This window comes from Chryseobacterium populi, from assembly GCF_000282115.1.
Classification (GTDB): domain Bacteria; phylum Bacteroidota; class Bacteroidia; order Flavobacteriales; family Weeksellaceae; genus Chryseobacterium; species Chryseobacterium populi.
The window spans coordinates 42,379-62,128 of record NZ_AKJY01000030.1; the positions used below are offsets into that span (position 1 = coordinate 42,379).

The window sequence follows — 19,750 nt, forward strand, 5'->3', positions numbered from 1 at the left end:
AGAAAGTGCTGCTGTAAAGCAACACTTTGCTATGTAAATTCGTTATATGTTACAATTTTGTAACAATTAATCTGTAATTCGCAGAATTATGCAAATCCAATTCCACTTTGTAGTTTCCTGCTACATCTACTTTATAATTAGGATCTCCTGTAACTGTATTTTCAGAACTTAAATAAGTGACAACACTTGAACCAGAAGTTAAAGTCTGATCAGCTGAAGCCGGTTGGAACTTCATTGTCCAATCATCATTAGCCCGGAATTTAAATATTCCTGAAGCTGAAAGCTGAATGGATGCAATCTCATATTTTTTAGTGGCAGGATTGTAAACAAAATCGGTATCCGAATTCCATCCTGTAGGAGTAGCATCACCAATAATTCCAAAATTAGCAGCTACTGAAGAATAGGTATTGCCCGGCCAATCAACTTTTAAATAATATGTACCTATGGTTGGAGCAACTATATTTGCACCATCATCTTTCAGCTTACCCGTGTTTGTACCATCATCTCCTTTATTTCCTGGCCAACCCTGATTGATTGCAAACTTATATTGTCCGCCTTCACCTGTAAGATCGGTAATATATATGAAGCCTCTGTATTTTCCATCTTTTTCTGGAGAGAAAAGGTTCGGAGAACTTCCTGGATCCCAGTTAGTATAGCCTGCAGCACCTGCATATCCTCCCGGAACATTAATTTTAGGGTATGATATATCCGGGTTTGGAGTATATGGAGTTATTTTAACCTCAAGTACATTTGAATAAAAAGCAGCTGATCCAACAGATGTTTTCAATCTGACTTCGATATCATTAACTATTCCTGGCGTTGCCCCCAGACTAAACATAATTGCATTTAACTGAGCATGCGTTATAGGAGAAGCTGTAAGATCATTTGTTGTATCAAAACCGGCACTTTCCTTAAAATTTTTTCCTTTAATTCCAAACTCTATTTGTTGGGTAGGAACTACTGCTACATCAAATGTAGGCTTTACCCAATTAAAATTTATTGCGGCATCCCCTGATGTAATTTCATTAAGCACAACTGCTGATTTATCTGAAGTGAGTTTTCCTTTACTGGTTTCACCAAGAATTGCCTGATCTTCATCTTTTTCACAAGAAATAACTAAAAGACCTATAAAAGCAATTGCTAAAATTCTAAATATGTGTTTCATTTTTTATAGTGTTTAGGAATTAATAGCCCGGATTTTGAATCAAATTAGGATTTGCAACAATATCATTAGATGGAATTGGAAATAAATTTCTGTATTCATCCACAGCTTTACCATCTTTCACACCTCCTTTCCAAGGCCATAAATAGGTTCCTGAAGTAAATTTCCCATAACGAATCAAATCAGTTCTTCTCGTAAATTCCCAAGACATTTCTCTTGCTCTTTCATCCAAGAAAAAATTGGTATTAATTGTTGAAACCTGACTGGCACCAGCTCTTGTCCTCAAAGCATTTACATATCCTAAAGCTGTTGCCATATCTCCTCCTGATCCTCCTCTTGTAACGGCTTCACCATACATTAAGTAAATATCGGCTAAACGATATAAAGGAATATCTGCATCTACAAAATTACCTGAAGCATCTGATCCCGGAGCATTATTAGAGTATTTGATATTTTTATATTTAATAAAGGCATAACCGTCTGTGAAAGCAGTTATATCATTAATTTCCAAATTCTGACCATTGGTATAGAAGTTTCCTCGCTGATCATTTCCTGAAAATAAATTAACAAAAGCCTTTGTAGTACGGATACCACCCCAACCTCCATTGATACCAAACTGAGATGCCGGCATAGATCCGCCTACTGCCGCATGTACCATAAAAGTAGATCCACCATAGGTTTTTGTGCTCGTCCCGTCATAGTTTACCGATAGAATAACTTCAGGATTGCTTACATTATTATCAGCCATAAACAATGACCCATAATTAGATTTCAAAGCATATCCTGCACTAATTACTTTATTACAATAAGTAATACAATCGGTATTTCTTTCTGTCCCGGAATAAACCTGAGCATTCAAATATAGTCTTGCCAATAATGCCCAAGCTGCTGCTTTATCAGCTCTACCATATTCATTGGTTTTAGCATCTTTTAAATCATTGGCACATGCTAATAATTCACTTTCAACATATTTAAATAATTCTGCCCGCACAATTCTTGGCGGCGGATTATTAATGATATCCGTAGATTCGGTTACATAAGGTACATTCCCGAATAAATCCAATGCATGATAATAAGACTGTGCTCTTAGAAAACGAGCTTCAGTACGCATGTATTTAGCTTCAGTAAGATTGGTTCCATTAATACCATTGGCCGAAAGCTTTTCATCTGTTGTATTTTTAATAAACTCGTTACTTACTGCAATTACATTATATAATCTGAAATAAATTGCAGCAACAAATGGGTTTGATGCATTCCAGGTCATCCTATGCATTTCAGGTAAACCGGCATCACTCCATGCTATAACAGCTTCATCTGTTGTAAGTACCTGCATACTGTACATTTGACGAAGATAGTTGGAAAATCCACCGTCAATACCTCCAATGTCCGTATTGGCATCACCGTTATTCTGATCTCCCTGGCCACCAATAGCCAATCCTGCATAAATTTTTGCCAAAGCAGGCTTATAATTACTGAAGTCTTTGTAAAGTACACTGGAAGTAAGCCCTAAACTAGGCTCTCTTTCAAGATCTTTCGTACAAGATCCTGCTGAAATCAAGGTTCCTAATGTAATAGACCCTAATATTATTTTTTTATATAAATATTTATTTTTCATCTTAATTAAAATTGAAAGTTAAAACCGATTGAATAAACCTTTGGTCTTTGGTAAAACCCATTATCAATTCCTCCAAAAATTTCAGGATCTATTCCTTTATACTTTGAGATTACAAATACATTCTGTGCCATTGCATTCACTTTCAGATTGGTTCCTTTACCCATAAATTCACCGGCATTGTAACCTACAGTAAGATTATCCATTCTCAGGAATGAAGCATCTTCTATAAACATATCTGAAAATAATTGTGTAGTTGCAAACTGAGTGTTTAAAACACTTGTATTGGTATTACTCAAGAAATTATTAGCCTGAATATTGGCGATTGAGCTGTTAGAAGCAGAGTTGTTATACACGTAGTTACCCAGAACAGCTCTAAGCGATGTTCCAAATTCCCATTTTTTATAACTTACTTTTGTAGAAAATCCCAGGATAACATCCGGAGTTGGAGATTTATAGAAATATTTATCATCCTCAGTAGTTTTTCCGTCTCCGTTTCTATCTACATATACACCTTCAAGTGGTTTCCCGTTACTGTCATAAACCTGCTGATAAACATAAAATGCATTCAACGGTTGCCCAACAGTGATAGCCTGAATATAATTATTAATACCTGTAAGCGTTCCTACAGAGATTTTATACGACTCATCTACATATTGAGATAAACTTGTTACTTTAGGATTAAATTTAGTTGCATTTAAGTTAACATCCCAGGTTAAATTTTCATTTTTTACCGGAACGATGTTTAAATTGGCTTCAAAGCCTTTATTGGCAATGATCCCAACATTTTTAACGTTGAAATTACTTAAATCCCCTGCCCAGGTCGGAACTTTTGCAATAAGATTCTCAGATTTCTTGTCAAAATAATCAAATGAACCATTAATCCTGTTATTTAAAATTCCAAAGTCTAAACCTATGTTTTTAGTTGTTGTAGTTTCCCAAACCAAATTCGGATTGTAAACATCCGGACGAAGCAAAGTATAGAAGCTATCACCAAACTGGTATTGGGCAGTACTGCTATTGCTATAAGAATATGAACCAAAAGCCGGATAAAAATTACCCGTTTCCTGTTGTCCTGTTTTTCCCCATCCTGCTCTTACTTTTAAAGAATTGATGCTTGATACATTTTTCAGGAAACTTTCTTCATTAATTTTCCATGCTACAGATACAGCCGGGAAATTACCCCATAAATTATTTTTATCCGCCCCATTCCAGAATGTAGAAGAGCCATCTCTTCTTATTGACCCGTTGATCACATATCTGTTAGCTATCGTAAAAATACCTCTGGCATAAAAAGATATTAATGTTCTTTGCGTATCACCTGCTGTAGAAAAGTCTGTCTTTTGACCATTTCCATAATAAGTTGGTGCTTCAGGCGTCAATGAATGAGTATCCTGATAAGAATAACCACCAATAACATCCACAGTGGTATTTATGGCTTCTATATTTTTAACATAATTCAAATAGGATTCAAACAACTTACTCTTAATCTCCTGCGAATATGAACGATAAGACCCTAAAGTTCCAATTCCCTGTGCATAATCCTTGGAAACGTTTACAGAACCGTCACTTTTTGCATAGTCATAAGATCCTGTTACATTCAATCTTAAATCTGGTAAGAAATGAAATTTATAATCTAATTGCAAGCTTGGAATAATTCTGAAAACAGATGATAAATCTCTTTTGCTATATAACAAACCCAGTGGATTTCTCGTCCCGTTTACATTTAATCCTGTAGCCGAATTGGCAGCGTCTAACCATTCGTAATATCCACCATAATTAGAATTACCGGAAAATACGGGCTGCGTAGGGTCAAAATAAATGGAAGCACCAATGGCTCCTGCATCCGGGAATCTGTTTTCAGAGAATGTTCCTTTAAAATTACCGTTAACCGTCAAATGGTTATCAAAAAATTTAGGTGAGAAATTTAAGCCTAAAGAAGTTCTTTTAAACTCATTCGTTCTTACAATACCATTTTGCTCATTATACCCTATAGATACTCTGTATGGTAAACCTTTTACTCCGCCGGAAAAAGCGATATTATTATCAGTTCCCCAAGCTTGCTGATAAATCTGGTCTTGCCAATTGGTATTTGCATTTCCTAAATAAGTTTTTTGCAATGCAGTCCCGTAGGTATTTACAAAACCTCTGAATTGGTTAGCATTTAAAACATCTACATTTCCCATCTTGGTAGAAACGGAAAAGTTTGTGTTAAAATTTACCCGGAATTTCCCGGACGTACCTTTCTTGGTAGTGATTAAAATAACCCCGTTTGAAGCTCTGTTACCATAAATAGCTGCTGAAGAAGCATCCTTTAGGATATCAAAAGTTTCAATGTCATTAGGATTGATTAATGATAATGGATTGGTTGCTCCACTTAAGCTGTTAAAATCAATAGGTACCCCATCAATAACTATTAACGGATCATTATTAATAAAAGAAGAACCTCCTCTTACCCTGATTGTAGAACCTGCCCCGGGAGCACCACTGTTCCCGGTAATCTGTACACCCGGCGTTTTTCCAACAATTAATTGATCGGCAGTAGCCGCCCCTCCGTTAAAATCTTTTGAAGTAACTGAAGAAATAGAGCCCGTAAGGTCCGTTTTCTTCTGCTTTCCATACCCAATCAGTACAACTTCTTCAATTTTTTTCTCTTTTACAGAGTCTTTGGTCTGCGCTTGCAGTATAGTACCTGCCAATAAAAATGCAGGCGCTATTTTTAATACTGTTGTAAAATTTTTCACAATATTGTCTTTTATATAGTTTCGTTTTTATAATAGTTGTGGGCATAAACCCAGCCTTGCAATTTATAAAAAAATTACAATTATCATAAAATTATTATAAATTCAGATAATTTTATGTACATTAAACGACCTTTTTAAATCAAATATCTGTTTTTCATCAAATTACGTTAAAGTATGTAAAGCATAATACCCGTCTGGTTTTAACAATAAGTTAAACATTTGTTTAACAAAATATAATATTAATTTCACCAAAATCAAACTTCCGGCGCTATTATCATAAACTATCAGCGGTTTTCAAGAGATTATACATATCTTTGCAGTTAAAATTATTACTATAAATGTCAAACAGAAAGATGATTACGGCAGCTTTGCCATATGCAAACGGGCCTGTTCATATAGGACATTTGGCAGGTGTTTATATTCCTGCGGATGTTTATGCAAGATTTCAGAGAAGATTAGGAAAAGATGTAGCGTTTATCTGCGGTTCGGATGAGCACGGAATTCCTATCACTATAAGAGCAAAAAAAGAAGGGGTAACTCCTCAGGATATCGTAGATAAATATCATGAAATTATTAAAAAATCTTTTTCAGATTTAGGGATTTCGTTTGACGAATATTCCAGGACCACTTCTAAAAATCATTATGAAACCAGTCAGGATTTCTTTAAAACTCTTTATGAGAAAGGAAAATTCACTGAAGAAGTCTCTGAGCAGTATTTTGATGAACAAGCCGGAGAATTCCTTGCTGACCGGTATATTGTAGGAACCTGCCCAAACTGTGGCAATGAAAATGCTTACGGTGACCAGTGCGAGAGATGTGGCTCTACCCTTTCTCCTTCAGAACTGATCAATCCAAAATCGATGTTGAGCGGAAATGTACCCGTTCTTAAAGAAACCAAGAACTGGTATTTACCCTTAAACGAATATGAAGATTTCCTTAACGAATGGATTATTGAAGGCCATAAAGACGACTGGAAGCCCAATGTTTACGGACAGGTAAAATCATGGCTGAATGACGGCCTAAAACCCCGTGCGATGACCAGAGACCTGAACTGGGGCGTTCCGGTTCCGTTGCCAAATGCGGAAGGAAAAGTACTTTATGTGTGGTTTGATGCCCCTATCGGATATATTTCTTTCACCAAAGAATGGGCAGAGAAAAACGGAAAAGACTGGAAAGATTACTGGCAGAGTGAAAACAGCGACCTGGTTCATTTTATCGGAAAAGATAATATTGTATTCCACTGTATTATTTTCCCTTCAATGATGAAGGCTCATGGTGATTACATTATGCCGAAAAATGTTCCCGCATTTGAATTCCTTAATCTTGAAAACGATAAAATTTCAACATCAAGAAACTGGGCAGTATGGGCACACGAATATGTAGAAGACTTCCCCGGACAGCAGGATGTTTTAAGATATGCCCTTCTCTCTTCAGCCCCGGAAACCAAGGATAATAATTTTACATGGAAAGATTTCCAGACGAAAAATAATTCGGAGTTGGTAGGAATTTTTGGAAATTTCATCAACAGAGTTGCCGTTCTTATCCACAAATATTATGATGGTGTTGTCCCTTCTGGAGATAGCAATGCTGCAGAATTACAGGAAATCAGCAAATCAGCAAAAGAAATTTCAGGATTCCTTGAAAACTATGAATTCAGAAATTCTTTAACAGCTCTGATGAATCTGGCCCGTTTCGGAAACCAGTATCTTCAAACTGAAGAACCTTGGAAAACAATTAAAGATAATCCTGAAAAAGCAGCTCATTCACTATTTGCAGGTGCTCAGATTGCCGTTGCCTTAGCTCAGCTATCTGAACCATTTATGCCTTTCAGTTCTGAGAAATTACTGAATATGTTTAATGTACAAAAATTAACCTGGAGCGATATTGAAAATCAGTCTGTTTTAATTCAGACAGGGCATACAATCAATGAGTCATCCCTTCTTTTCTCAAAGATAGAAGATGATGTTATCGAAGCCCAGATCCAGAAATTAGAAGATACAAAACAAAACAATAAAAAAACAAATCCTAACGCAAATCCTATGAAAGAAGAAATCACTTTTGATGATTTTACGAAAATCGATTTAAGAACGGCTACCATTACTGAAGCTGAAAAAGTGGAAAAAGCAGATAAGCTTTTAAAGCTGACCGTAGATACAGGTGTAGACGTACGAACTGTGGTTTCAGGGATTGCAGAAAGCTTCACCCCGGAAGAAGTGATCGGAAAGCAGGTAATGATCTTATTAAACCTGGCTCCGAGAAAAATCCGTGGTATAGAATCTCAGGGAATGTTATTGTTAACAACAAAACCGGATGGTAAATTATCTTTCGTTACGCCGGATGACAGCACTGTAGAAAACGGTATTGAAATAGGATAATATTTCATCATTTCAGATACAAAAAAGGCACATGAAAATCATGTGTCTTTTATATTTACTGTCATCGCAATGATGGTGTGTTTATTTTTTGGTTAGTTTTGCCAGGTAGGCATCTTCATCCTGTATTACCTTTTCTATTTTAAATCCATTGTTTTCAACAGCATTTTTAAGGGTATGAAAGTCGAGATACAGCCATTTAATCGGGTCTTCCGATTCACCTTTGTAATGCACCACATAATCCAGCTCGCCATAATATCCTTCAGCAGGAACATACACCCCGCCGTCTTCATCCCTGTCGAACATATATAGAATATCCGTACTGTCAATAAGGATCTGCCCGTTATCATCCAGTAAAGAATATAGTTTCTGAAGATAGGTATCAATTTTTGTAAGGCTTCCGAAGATTCCGGTTCCGTTCATCAGCAGTAAAACTGTATCAAAGGTCTGCCCGGAAAAATCCAGCATATCCCGGCATACTGTATTTTTGATTCCTCTCAGCTTACAAACCTCAACAGATTTAGGGGAAATATCCAAAGCTGTCACATCAAGGTTTCTCTCATTCTGAAGATACACGGAATGCAAACCGGCACCGGCACCGATATCCAGGACTTTTCCTTTGGATAATTCCAATGCTTTCTGCTCAATATCATTCATTTCTTCAAAATCTCTGAAAAGATAATCTACCGGAAGCTCATCCAGCTCGGAAATTGAAGTTTCAGTCTGCAGATCTTCAGGATTCAGGTTATTGTAATAATCCCAGATCGCTTTACCCATTAAATCTTTCATGTCTGTTTTTAATGTCGTAAAGATACGGTTTTGGATGGGAAAGCCTGATAAGAAAGTTGTGCTTTAAACTAAATTCATTAACAGCTTTTATAAAAATCATTTTCTTCAATTTCATATCACCATCATTAGTAATATCTATTTTTCAGACGTCATTCTTCTTAGAATATTTCCATAACTTGTGTAGTTTAAACAAAAGAGAAATACAGAATATTTATATGTTAATTTACTTTAATTTAAATAAGGTAAATAAGTATTTCACGAACTTTAGTTCTGTCAATTATGTTTAAAACAGAAAAATAAACAGCAGCAGTATCTTATGAAGAATAAAGAATTTAATATTCAGAAAGGGTTTACATTCAGTAAGCATGTTCCGGAAGACATCTCTCATTTTGACCGGGTATTTGATGTTTTTAAAGATTTGCTTACCCATACTTCCGGTGATCTTGAGGAAGCTTTTGAATGGCTTGATATGCTCGATAAAGAATACGATATTTTTAACGAGGAATATACCCTTGAAGATTTTGAGGAAGATCTGAAAAAACGGGGCTACATCAGGAAAGAAGATCCGGAAGACGGAAATTCAGGACCGGGAAAAGGCAAAAATATAATGACTGCCAAACTGGAATCCGCTTTACGTGAGTATGCTTTAGATCAGATTTTTGGGAAGCTGAAAAAAAGCGGGGTCGGAAATCACCGTACGACAAAAACAGGGATCGGTGATGAACGGGATGGCGAAAACCGTTCTTTCCAATATGGAGACGATCTATCTGCACTAAATATGACCGAAAGCTTAAAAAATGCCCAGATCAATAATGGAATTTCAGATTTACGCCTTACAGAAGATGATCTCATCGTAGAGGAAACCAAGCATAAAGCGCAGATGAGCACAGTACTGATGATTGACATCAGCCATTCTATGATCCTATATGGGGAAGACCGCATCACACCTGCGAAAAAAGTAGCCATGGCACTGGTAGAACTCATTAACCGGAAATATCCCAAAGATACCATTGATATTATTGTTTTCGGGAATGAAGCCTGGCCGATTAAAATTAAAGACCTTCCCTATTTGAAAGTCGGGCCATATCACACCAACACGGTAGCAGGCCTCGAGCTGGCCATGGACATTCTCCGCAGAAAAAGAAACACCAATAAGCAGATATTTATGATTACCGACGGAAAACCGAGCTGCATTCAGCTGCCCAACGGTGAATTTTATACGAACAGCTATGGCCTTGATCAGTTGATCGTTTCCCAATGTCTCAATAAAGCAGCACAGGCAAGGAAACTTAAAATTCCCATCACCACTTTTATGATTGCCCAGGATCCTTATCTGCGTCAGTTTGTGGAAGAATTTACGGCTCAGAATAAAGGAAAGGCCTTTTTAACAGGACTGTCAGGGCTGGGACAAATGATTTTTGAAGATTATGAGAAAAACAGGATAAAGAGGATTTGATTTAGATGCTAGATATCAGACGTTTGATATTAAACTAAAAATGATAGTGCTAAATTAGAAGATTCATTACATAAATTATGATCAGTTAAAAGAATATGAAAAACGATATTACATTTAAGGAATTAAAAAACTCAGGTTATACCGATAAAACAATTAATGAGGAAATCAAAGCGAATTTAATTGCGCGTATTAAAGCTAAAGAACCTGTATTTGAAAGGCTCTGGGGCTATGAAGACTCCGTAGTACCCCAATTAAAAAAGGCTATTCTTGCCGGCCACCATATTAATCTTTTAGGTTTGCGCGGACAGGCAAAAACCAGGATAGCAAGAAGCATGGTGAATCTTCTTGATGAATATATGCCGATTGTAAAAGGATCTGAGATCAATGACAGCCCGTTTCAGCCGATTTCAAAATTTGCCAGGGATCTTATTGCTGAGCTTGGTGATGAAACCCCGATTTCCTGGGTGCACCGTTCCAACCGTTTTTTTGAAAAACTGGCTACTCCGGATGTGAACGTGGCTGATTTAATTGGTGATATCGACCCGATCAAAGCGGCAACCTTAAAATTACCTTATTCCGATGAGCGTGTTTTGCATTACGGGATGATTCCCCGTGCAAACCGTTCTATATTCGTCCTCAACGAACTGCCGGATTTACAGGCACGGATTCAGGTTTCTTTATTTAATATTTTGCAGGAAGGTGATATTCAGATCCGGGGATTTCAGTTGCGGATGCCGCTTGATATTCAGTTTGTATTCACGGCAAACCCGGAAGATTATACCAACAGGGGAAGTATTATAACTCCATTGAAAGACAGGATCGGTTCACAGATTTTCACCCATTACCCTAAAACCATTGCCCTTGCCCGGCAGATTACGGAACAGGAAGCTATGATTTCGGCTGAAGATAAAGCACAGGTACAAATTCCTGATCTGGCCAGGGATCTTTTGGAAGAAGTTGCTTTTGCTGCACGTGACAGTGAATATGTAGATGCTAAAAGCGGGGTAAGTGCCCGCCTCACTATCAGTGCCATGGAAAACTTAATGGCAGCGGCAAAATTGCGTTTAATAGAATCCGGTGCTGAGAAAACGACGATCCGCCTGCTCGATTTTATGTCAATTATTCCGTCTATTACCGGAAAAATCGAACTCGTATATGAAGGTGAACAGGAAGGTGCAGATTATGTCGCAAAAATATTAATAGACAGAGCTGTAATGATACAGTTTGAAAGCTTATTCCCCCGCATATCCAAACTGGAAAAAGAAGGTATCAAAACACCTTACACCGACCTGATCCGGTGGTTTAATAAAAATCATCTTGAACTCAATTACAATGATACTGATGAAGAGTTTTATGCAAAACTCAACCGTATAACTCCTTTAGTAACCGTAGTTGAAGAAAACACCTCAGAATTAAGCATGGAAGATCAAAACTTCTGCAAAGAGCTCGTGCTATGGGCATTAACGATCAATAAAAAACTAGACAAATCTGAAAATCAGGCTGCTTTTACCTTTGATTCGGCAGATATTGGCCAGTTTTTCCGTAACTAAAATAAAGTCTTACAAAAATTAAATATAAACCTCAGAGCAATGTTTCTGAGGTTTTTTATTTCCTAGCCCCGATAGAAACGGTTACCCCACAGCAGGAGCTGGTCACTTTGACTATGTTCAGGAATAAGCAGCTTCGCGAGGAGTAAAAGTGGATAGCGGGAAATAGCTCCTGAAAAAATAAGTGATAAGGATTGAAAAGGCAAAGCCCCGTTTTAATCATAAAAACAGGGCTTCACCAGTGAAAAACAAGGTATTTTTACAAAGCACCGGCAGCATCTTTCAATTCTTCTGCCAACTGTTTGTTTTCTTTTAGCCGTCTTCTTGCGATGACCGATTTTCCGTGCAGTACTCTCACAAATCTTACATACTGGAAACGCTTGCCTCCGAAATGATGGGTCATTACATATATTAAAATCGTAAAACCCGCCAGGATAATATATCCGAAGATCTTTTTATTGGCAGCAATAATGGCATTTAACTGAATCGTTTTCATTCCTGATAATACATTTTGGGAACTCACTGTCAGGCCATCCATATAAACAGCCATATTTCCTAAACTCTCCATCTGAAACTGATACTGGAACCATGAAAACAGCGCTGAGAACAAGCCTACCGTCAGGAAAGTTCTCCATACCAGAAACAATCCTATTGCTGCCAGCATATCATTTAATTCAAGCTTATCTAAGGTGTAATACCAGACTGCGATGAATAATGCGGTCATTCCATAGCCTTTTAAAAACATCGGCAAATACCAGTATTCAAAATTAAATTCCAGAACCATCGAAAAGTACATAATAACGGCATATCCCAACATCGCTGAAAATCCCAGGAAAATGTAATTTTTTAACGGAATATCCTTTTTAAACCAGATAACTGCGATACAGCCGGCAACAATGATTCCGGGAATCATAAGTATATTCAATTTTGCATTGGTCAGCTGGTCATATCCTAAAACTCCGACTGCATAGATATTCTGGATGGAAGTTGTCGCCAGAAACATCCCGAGACCCAGCAGCATAAACAGACCATGCAAAACATTGCTTTTTGAAAATATTTTGAATGATAAATACGGCCTTTTCAGCATGATCTGACGAACGACCAATAATGAAAAGCTTATAAAAGCCGCTATACCGGAATTAATTATTTTGTCCGAATTCAGCCAATCCTGCTGCTTTCCAAAAGAAAATACATAAGCAGAAAACATAAATGTTGAAATGAATAACAGGATACTCAGCCAGTCAATATAATACAGCGGGACTTTGAGCGCAAAATATTTATTATGCATGAAAATCCATTGTATCAAAGCCAGAACAAAGCACAGGATTGAAATGACAATAAAGAAATGCTGCCAGTTATACAAAATTGAAACTTTCACCGCATAATACCCTACCAGCTGGTTCGTTACTAAAATAAATGTGTAGAATACCCCGTAGAACATTCCCCTGTTCCCGATCATGGTCATTATCGGTAAAAATAATTCGATCGCCACAATCATTTTTAAAAACCCTATCATCAGTGAGGATGCAATGATAACTGTTGGCTGTAAAGTGCTTCCGTTTATATAATTTAATATCCCTAAAAGAATTAATACAAGGGTAATTTTATGGCGTATTTTAAACCGCATTTTCAATCTGAGAACAATCGGCATACACGCTCCCATCCCAATCGTTGTCGCATAATTAGCCAGCATATAATATTCTGAAAGCGCACCCGTACTGCCAACCATATAGCTGATATTTCCGGTATAAACCCCACCGAGAGGCATTACCACAGCCATTAATATTACAATTAATAAAAGCTGCACAGGTTTTGGTACCCAATCATGGTATAGTCCTTTATTGTACATCGTAGGAGTTAGATATTAGAAGTTAGAGAGGAAGTCAGAAGATTGGAGATGAAAGTTTAATGACATAATCTTTTAATCTTTTAATTAATACTAATATTCATATTCATCCCTGCGCTCAGCTTACTGATATTTTCTTTTTTATTGGAAGCCGTAAATTCTATTCTTACCGGAATTCTTTGCTGCACTTTGATAAAGTTTCCCGTTGAATTATCCGTTGGAACATTTGAATATTTTGAGCCGGTTGCAGCAGAAACAGCCGTTACAACACCTTCAAATTTTTGTCCGCCCAAGGCATCAGCCGTCATCATCATTTTTTCACCGATTTTAATATCCGGCATCTGGCTTTCAAGGAAATTGGCGGTTACCCATTTCTGGCCATTTAAAACAATGGTGGCAACCTGCTGTCCCGGCTGGATCAGTTGACCTTCAGAGATCGCTCTTCTTCCCATCACCCCATCATAAGGTGCTGTAATGACCGTATAGGAAAGATTAATTTTTGCCATATCCAAAGCAGCTTTTGTCCTTTTGATTTCAGCATCATTAATTCCCAGCTTACTTTTAACCTCTGCTGTAGAAAGGTTTGCAGACTGCTTCTGATTGATCAGTGTTTCATACGCAGCCTTCTGTGCATCATATTCTGTTTTTATCTGGTCATATTGCTGTTTTGTCACCGCTTCTGCAGCCATCAGGTTTTTATATCTGTTCAGGTTTTGTTCCGCATTCCATAGCCTTGCTTTTGCCCCGGCAATATTAGATTCCATCACACTTACGTTATTTGAAACTGTGTTTACGGAAGAACTGGTTGCAGAACGCTGGGCAAGGGCATTCTGATAGGCTGCTTCGGCCTGGCCTAATTGGGTGATAATTTCACGATCGTCAAGAATAACCAAGGTATCTCCTTTTTTCACTTCCTGATGTTCGATAAACTTAATTTCCTTGATATAAGCCGAAATCCTCGTATTGATCGGATTAATAAATTCCTCGACCTGGGCTGCTTCTGTATAGGTTTTATCACCGATATGAAAATATTCCCGAACCAGCCAATACAGGCCAAAGCCGATGATCAGAAAGACGATAATATTGGCAATGACTGCTTTGAATTTATTTTTCTTTGTTTCTTTCTTCTTTGCTGCCGCACTTGATGATACAGGTGCCGGTTGCATATTTTGAGTATTTTGTTCCTTGTTTTCCATTGTTTTGATTTTCAGTTTTTAAAAATTAAAGCGTTCCTGTAGATTTCAGAAGGTTATAGTATTGGTATAAAACATTGATTTCTGCATTGGCATAGTCTAATTCAGACTGTAGCTTCTGGTTCTGCGCATCAATCATTTCAGCCTGAACAGCCAGTTGGTTTAAATATTTGGCCTCCGTAATTTTATAGTTTTCTTCTGCAAGCTGCTTGGCATCATTCAGGATTTCTGCCTGCTGAATGGATTCCTGGAATTTTACATAAGCCGCATTGACCGCCATATCCACATTCTGCTGTACCAGAACCATTGCATCACCGGCCTGAACTTTCTGCAGCTCGCCTAATTTTACCCTTTCTTTTGTTTTAAACAGGTTATCAATATTATAACTTAAAGAAACTCCGGTCTGCCATCCTCCGGAATACATATCCAGAACAGGATTTCTCGTTGTAACCGGTCTTTGTAAAGTGTAGCCCCCAAATCCTGCCAGTGTAGGCATCTTATCGGTTTTAATAATTTCAATATTTTTATCTGCAACATCAATATTTGTTTTTGCGGATTTTAATTGCGGATGACTGTCATGGGCAAGATTTACATAATAATCCATTCCGATTCCGGATTCTTTATTCGTAAGGCTTTCAACAGGAATAATTTCCGTACCGGAAGGTAGCCCCAAAGCAATATTCAGGTTATAATTAAGGATTTTCCGGTTATTGATTAAAGTCAGAATTCCCTGATCCAGGTTTTTAATCGCCAGCTCTCCACGGATTACTTCATTCCTGGTAACCATTCCCTGCTGGTAGAATTTCTGAATATTTTTCAGACGTTCCTGAGCCAGCTTTTTGTTATTCTGAAAAACCGATTGCTGGTTAACAATCTTATAGATATCAAGATAATTGGAGATTACTAAAAATTTCACATCCTGCTTATTTTTCTCCAGGTCCAGCTCGGATAACTGCTCACGAAGGCCGGCCAATTCTATAGACTTATTCACCAATCCACCTTTAAATATCAACTGAGTAGCCTGTACAGCATAAGAACTACCGTAATGAGGCATCGGAATATTGGTGGAGTTTGAAAAGTCTTTGTCGATAGCAACAGCATCACCTAAATAAAACTGACTTGCAGAAGCTGTAATAGCAGGGAGTTTCTGAAGTTTTGTAATACTGATATTCTGTTTTGCAATATCAATATTCTGTGCAGAAACTTTTAATTGCTGATGATTCTGAACTGCCAGCTCGGCAACCTCATCCGCTGTCATCTGTTTCTGTTCCTGTGAAAAAAACAGCGCAGGAAAAAAAGTAATCACGAGTGATACTGCTGTTTTTATATTCTTTATCATTTACCTTGTTTTTACGAAGGCAAAGTTATGGCGAGAATTAAATCAAACAAATGTTTAAGAATTGGAAAAAGATGTTCAAAAGTAATATTTTAACTTTCAAACTGATTCCGGTACTGGCTTGGGCTCATCCCTAAATGCTTCTTAAAAAAATGAGAAAATGAGTACTGGTCACTGAAACCGAGGATTGACGAAATCTCTGAAACCGGCTTTTTAGAAGAGTTTAAAAGTACCCTGGCTTCGTTGATCACAATGAGGGCAATAATCTGGCCTGCCGATTTTCCTGTAATCGACTTTATCACTGACGAAAGATGTCTGGTTGTAATTGACTGCCGTTCTGCATAAAACTCAACAGCACGCTCGGTAAGGTGATGCTCCGCAAGATCATTTAAAAATATAAAAACGATTTCTTCCTGTCTCGACATCTGACTAAGCGAATTATTATCTTCCTTGGAAATAATCCCTGCCATCTGATAGCAGAAAACTGAAAAAAGATGCTCTACCATTTCTTTCTTATAGATCATTTCAGCTTCGGAATCCAATATATATTTCAGAAAATTAACGCTTCTCCAGACGGCTTCCATTTCATCCTCTAAAAAAGGAACGCCTTTATTCATCTGCTGCCTGAAATAGCGGTACCCAATCAGCCGGTTGAATTTCAATGACAATGCTGAAATAAATTCTCTTTTGTAAGAGACCATTCTGGACTGGAAATCATCACTTACGGAAACCATTTCATAAACGGTTTGCGGATCTGTCACCATAAACATATTCTCGGAAAGCTCAAGATCACTGAAATGCTGACGGAGCTTTATCTTTCCGGATTTCACAAATATAAATGCAGGATTATCAGGCCGAAATGGTTTTTCAGTAGAGATTCTTTCGAAAATATTATGTTGGGTGAAAATTTCTACCCCGAACTTTTCTAAGACAGACATAACACAAATGTAGCCAATAAAACTGCTGATTGCAAAGTTTTATTATTTCAGCATTTGTTAAATTTCTATACTGTATAAAGATTAAATTATTTTTTGCAGAATAGGGTGAAAGCTACAGAAACCATCTTTTTTAAAGACTTATAATGCTTTTTGGGAAAACCGATCTGGTTTTAAGTTCTATTTAAAAAAAGTAGGAAACCAGGTATTAATCTTCCAGGGCATAAACGGCAAAGCTGGCTAACCAGTGATCACCGCCATAATTCCCCTGGAACAATAACGGAAGGCCGTTCGATAAAAATTTATCTGCCGTTTTACGAAAATCCTTTTTTAGCGGGTGGTTATCCGGAAGTGCTTTCGCAATTCCTTTCATGCACCATGCTTTTGAGAAAGAAAGACCTACAAGATGTACTGTTTGATAATCGCTAAGATCACTTACCACAGGAATTTTTTCAACATTCTCCAGGCTTCTTTTTTCATAGAATTTATTTAACCAGCTTATCAATTCTTTCTGAGATAATATCCGCCGCATCAAATCGGCGATTTCAAGACTCGGCGAAAAGAAATCAGAACCGTCCGGTTCGAGATAAGCAGGTGTTTTCTTATCATTAAGATAGAAATATTTCGCTTTTTCTATCAGTAGATTTTCAAATTCTTTATCGTTATTCGCTCTTGCCCAGTCTATCGCAAAGGCCATTGCAAAAGCTGTATTAGGGTGAACACCGGTTCTGTTGGGATAGGTTTGCTTTGGAAGATAGGCTCTCCATGATTTCAGGATCTGATCGGTTAAAGGCTTCAGGTTCTGATGCCAGATCTTAGCTTTCGGATGATCCCAATGGGTTAATTCTTCATCCAGCTTTAATACCCATGCCCAACCATACGTCCTTTCAAATGTGATTGTTAACTGATATTTTGTAAAATAATCAGCTTCAGATTGCAGGTTTTCTTTTTGAAATGAATGATCCAGGATTTCCTCTATTTTATTTGCATTAGAAAGCTCCGGTTTGATTTTCAATAACCTCACCAGCATCCAATGTCCATGAACAGAGCTGTGCCAGTCGAAACAGCCATAGAAGCTCGGATGAAGATCTTTTGGACTTAAAGGCACTTCTTTTTCATTATTAATAATATGTGCTGTTTTATTGGGATATTCCTGATTGATACAGTGAAGTGGTTTTTCAGATAGTTTCATGGCAATTTCATCCGTCAGTTTCGGAACTTCCTGGGCATACATCAGAAACGGTGAACATATAACTGCTAAAAGACTTTTTTTCATTCCATAAAAATATTGAATTTTTAAATAATTCCATTATACTCAAACCCGAATTCCAGAACACCGTGTCAATTTATATAAATTATTAAAAATTTAACAGCAAAATACATTTCAAGCATACTTTTTGATAAGTTTCACAAAAGTTTATTTATGAGAAATGTAATTTTACTCTTATTTGCTTTCTTCCTTATTCAATGCAATAAATCTGAAAATCAACATGAAATAAAAGCTGATTTAGCAGAAGTGCTACGGGAAGATAAAATAGCATCACCCACTGCAATAATGGATTTGGAGGCTCCATCCCCACCAAACAAGATTTCAGAAAAACCGGTATCAGATAACCAGCAGTCTTCATCAAAAAAAATTGATCCCATTTCCAAAAAAATCATTAAAAATGGTGAAATGACCATCCAGGTTGGAGATATCAAAAAAGCTCAGAGCCTGGTGGGTGAAATTCTGAAAAAGAATCAGGCTTATATTCAGACTGAAAAATTTAATAATATTGAAACCGAAGAAAATCTGAATCTGATCATACGAGTTCCGCATCAAAATTTTGATGCCCTGATCAATTCATTTTCGAATGGTGTTGGCTCTGTTTTGTCAAAAAATATTTCATCCAATGATGTCACCGAAGAATATACCGATGTTTCCATAAAGCTGGCCAACAAAAAAATATATCTGGAAAAATACCGTGACATGCTTAAAAGTGCTTCCACCACTAAAGATATTCTTGAAATTCAGGAAAATATCCGTGAGCTGGAAGATGAAATAGATATTTCGGAAGGCAGACTCAGGTTTATAGATGATAAAGTGAAGTACAGTACTCTTAATCTAAACTTGTATAAAGAAAAAGTAAGGAGCTCTGCTACTTCAAAAATCGGTTTCGGAAACCGTTTTGGAGATTCCCTGACAGAAGGCTGGAACACTTTTGTAGGTTTCATGTTAGGTTTAGTTTCCCTGTGGCCATTTTTATTGGTTATTCCGCTTTTCATATTCCTCTGGAGAAAATGGAAATTCCGAAGAAAAAAATAGAAGAAAATCTGAATATCGGATATTCGGATTTTTTGATTAAAGCTAAAAAATTTAAAAATGAAATCTCCTACCTAGTAAGGAAGTGTATCTTCAATGTATATAAACCAGGTCTCAGGTTGCTTGAGTCTGTTTATCAGAAAATTTTAATCTATGAACTGGAAGAAAATGGTCTTGATATAAAGTCGGAAGTATCGTCACCTATAATTTATGATAATAAGCGCTTTGACCTCAATTTTAAAATTGATATCATGGTAGAAAATCCGGTTATCCTTGAACACAAATCGGTAAGAAACTTAGAAGACATTCATTTCAAACAACCAAGCACATATTTAAAACTTTCAAATAAGAAATTGGGATTGCCTGTTAATTTTAATACACCGAATATTTTAGATGGGATAAAGAGAGTTGTGAATAATCTTTAGTTATTTTTTCTCGCAGATTTTATACAATTAA

General features: G+C 37.0%; 14 protein-coding genes. 5 read left to right on the forward strand and 9 right to left on the reverse strand.

Going from position 1 to position 19,750, the window contains the following annotated elements; genetic code table 11:
* Positions 1–49: 49 nt before the first annotated feature.
* The 3 genes from PMI13_RS20610 to PMI13_RS08930 are packed head-to-tail and all read right to left on the reverse strand — an operon-like array spanning position 50 to position 5,518.
* Complete coding sequence (locus PMI13_RS20610; protein WP_007842873.1) at positions 50–1,165, reverse strand: SusE domain-containing protein; 1,116 nt, start codon at positions 1,163–1,165, stop codon at positions 50–52.
* 19 nt (positions 1,166–1,184) lie between these two features.
* The gene (locus tag PMI13_RS08925) at positions 1,185–2,777 is read right to left on the reverse strand and encodes a RagB/SusD family nutrient uptake outer membrane protein (RefSeq protein WP_007842874.1); all 1,593 of its coding nucleotides are present in this window, start codon (positions 2,775–2,777) and stop codon (positions 1,185–1,187) included.
* A 5-nt stretch (positions 2,778–2,782) separates the two neighbouring features.
* Positions 2,783–5,518: a SusC/RagA family TonB-linked outer membrane protein gene (locus PMI13_RS08930; protein WP_007842875.1), complete on the reverse strand. Its 2,736-nt coding sequence runs from the start codon at positions 5,516–5,518 to the stop codon at positions 2,783–2,785.
* A 338-nt stretch (positions 5,519–5,856) separates the two neighbouring features.
* Between PMI13_RS08930 and metG the strand changes: the two genes are divergently transcribed.
* Positions 5,857–7,893, forward strand: a complete 2,037-nt coding sequence (gene metG, locus PMI13_RS08935) for a methionine--tRNA ligase (protein WP_007842876.1) — start codon at positions 5,857–5,859, stop codon at positions 7,891–7,893.
* Positions 7,894–7,974: 81 nt separating this feature from the next.
* On the opposite strand, the gene PMI13_RS08940 is transcribed toward metG, so the two are convergent.
* Positions 7,975–8,679: a class I SAM-dependent methyltransferase gene (locus tag PMI13_RS08940; RefSeq protein ID WP_007842877.1), complete on the reverse strand. Its 705-nt coding sequence runs from the start codon at positions 8,677–8,679 to the stop codon at positions 7,975–7,977.
* A 316-nt stretch (positions 8,680–8,995) separates the two neighbouring features.
* On the opposite strand from PMI13_RS08940, the gene PMI13_RS08945 reads away from it, so the two are divergent.
* Together PMI13_RS08945 and PMI13_RS08950 are read left to right on the forward strand one after the other, a co-directional pair.
* The gene (locus PMI13_RS08945) at positions 8,996–10,135 is read left to right on the forward strand and encodes a vWA domain-containing protein (RefSeq protein ID WP_007842878.1); all 1,140 of its coding nucleotides are present in this window, start codon (positions 8,996–8,998) and stop codon (positions 10,133–10,135) included.
* 95 nt (positions 10,136–10,230) lie between these two features.
* The gene (locus PMI13_RS08950) at positions 10,231–11,685 is read left to right on the forward strand and encodes a sigma 54-interacting transcriptional regulator (protein WP_007842879.1); all 1,455 of its coding nucleotides are present in this window, start codon (positions 10,231–10,233) and stop codon (positions 11,683–11,685) included.
* Between the two features lie 256 nt (positions 11,686–11,941).
* On the opposite strand, the gene PMI13_RS08955 is transcribed toward PMI13_RS08950, so the two are convergent.
* The 5 genes from PMI13_RS08955 to PMI13_RS08975 all read right to left on the reverse strand — a co-directional run bounded on the left by PMI13_RS08955 (position 11,942) and on the right by PMI13_RS08975 (position 18,268).
* Positions 11,942–13,531, reverse strand: coding sequence for a hypothetical protein (locus PMI13_RS08955; RefSeq protein WP_007842880.1), 1,590 nt, complete (start codon positions 13,529–13,531; stop codon positions 11,942–11,944).
* An 80-nt stretch (positions 13,532–13,611) separates the two neighbouring features.
* Positions 13,612–14,724 carry an HlyD family secretion protein gene (locus PMI13_RS08960; RefSeq protein ID WP_007842881.1) on the reverse strand — a complete coding sequence of 371 codons (1,113 nt, stop codon included), beginning with the start codon at positions 14,722–14,724 and terminating at the stop codon, positions 13,612–13,614.
* A gap of 25 nt (positions 14,725–14,749) precedes the next feature.
* Entirely contained in the window at positions 14,750–16,060 is a 1,311-nt protein-coding gene (locus tag PMI13_RS08965) for a TolC family protein (protein ID WP_007842882.1), read from the reverse strand.
* An 89-nt stretch (positions 16,061–16,149) separates the two neighbouring features.
* Positions 16,150–16,995 (reverse strand): helix-turn-helix domain-containing protein, encoded by an 846-nt coding sequence (locus PMI13_RS08970; RefSeq protein WP_007842884.1) that lies wholly within the window; start codon positions 16,993–16,995, stop codon positions 16,150–16,152.
* 205 nt (positions 16,996–17,200) lie between these two features.
* The gene (locus tag PMI13_RS08975) at positions 17,201–18,268 is read right to left on the reverse strand and encodes a DUF2891 domain-containing protein (protein WP_007842885.1); all 1,068 of its coding nucleotides are present in this window, start codon (positions 18,266–18,268) and stop codon (positions 17,201–17,203) included.
* Positions 18,269–18,415: 147 nt separating this feature from the next.
* Between PMI13_RS08975 and PMI13_RS08980 the strand changes: the two genes are divergently transcribed.
* Both PMI13_RS08980 and PMI13_RS08985 read left to right on the forward strand, forming a co-directional pair.
* The gene (locus tag PMI13_RS08980) at positions 18,416–19,297 is read left to right on the forward strand and encodes a DUF4349 domain-containing protein (RefSeq protein ID WP_007842886.1); all 882 of its coding nucleotides are present in this window, start codon (positions 18,416–18,418) and stop codon (positions 19,295–19,297) included.
* A complete protein-coding gene (locus PMI13_RS08985; protein ID WP_007842887.1) occupies positions 19,273–19,719 on the forward strand; it encodes a GxxExxY protein in 447 nt (148 codons plus the stop codon). Before PMI13_RS08980 ends, PMI13_RS08985 begins: the two co-directional genes overlap by 25 nt.
* Positions 19,720–19,750 lie beyond the last annotated feature (31 nt).

What these genes read in the sequence shown, in the direction of transcription:
- PMI13_RS08945 (WP_007842878.1), top strand. Translation starts at nt 8,996, where the DNA reads ATGAAGAATAAAGAATTTAATATTCAGAAAGGGTTTACATTCAGTAAG.
- metG (WP_007842876.1), top strand. Translation starts at nt 5,857, where the DNA reads ATGTCAAACAGAAAGATGATTACGGCAGCTTTGCCATATGCAAACGGG.
- PMI13_RS08970 (WP_007842884.1), bottom strand. Translation starts at nt 16,995, where the DNA reads ATGTCTGTCTTAGAAAAGTTCGGGGTAGAAATTTTCACCCAACATAAT.
- PMI13_RS08955 (WP_007842880.1), bottom strand. Translation starts at nt 13,531, where the DNA reads ATGTACAATAAAGGACTATACCATGATTGGGTACCAAAACCTGTGCAG.
- PMI13_RS08960 (WP_007842881.1), bottom strand. Translation starts at nt 14,724, where the DNA reads ATGGAAAACAAGGAACAAAATACTCAAAATATGCAACCGGCACCTGTA.
- PMI13_RS08950 (WP_007842879.1), top strand. Translation starts at nt 10,231, where the DNA reads ATGAAAAACGATATTACATTTAAGGAATTAAAAAACTCAGGTTATACC.
- PMI13_RS08975 (WP_007842885.1), bottom strand. Translation starts at nt 18,268, where the DNA reads ATGAAAAAAAGTCTTTTAGCAGTTATATGTTCACCGTTTCTGATGTAT.
- PMI13_RS08940 (WP_007842877.1), bottom strand. Translation starts at nt 8,679, where the DNA reads ATGAAAGATTTAATGGGTAAAGCGATCTGGGATTATTACAATAACCTG.
- PMI13_RS08985 (WP_007842887.1), top strand. Translation starts at nt 19,273, where the DNA reads ATGGAAATTCCGAAGAAAAAAATAGAAGAAAATCTGAATATCGGATAT.
- PMI13_RS08965 (WP_007842882.1), bottom strand. Translation starts at nt 16,060, where the DNA reads ATGATAAAGAATATAAAAACAGCAGTATCACTCGTGATTACTTTTTTT.
- PMI13_RS08925 (WP_007842874.1), bottom strand. Translation starts at nt 2,777, where the DNA reads ATGAAAAATAAATATTTATATAAAAAAATAATATTAGGGTCTATTACA.
- PMI13_RS20610 (WP_007842873.1), bottom strand. Translation starts at nt 1,165, where the DNA reads ATGAAACACATATTTAGAATTTTAGCAATTGCTTTTATAGGTCTTTTA.
- PMI13_RS08980 (WP_007842886.1), top strand. Translation starts at nt 18,416, where the DNA reads ATGAGAAATGTAATTTTACTCTTATTTGCTTTCTTCCTTATTCAATGC.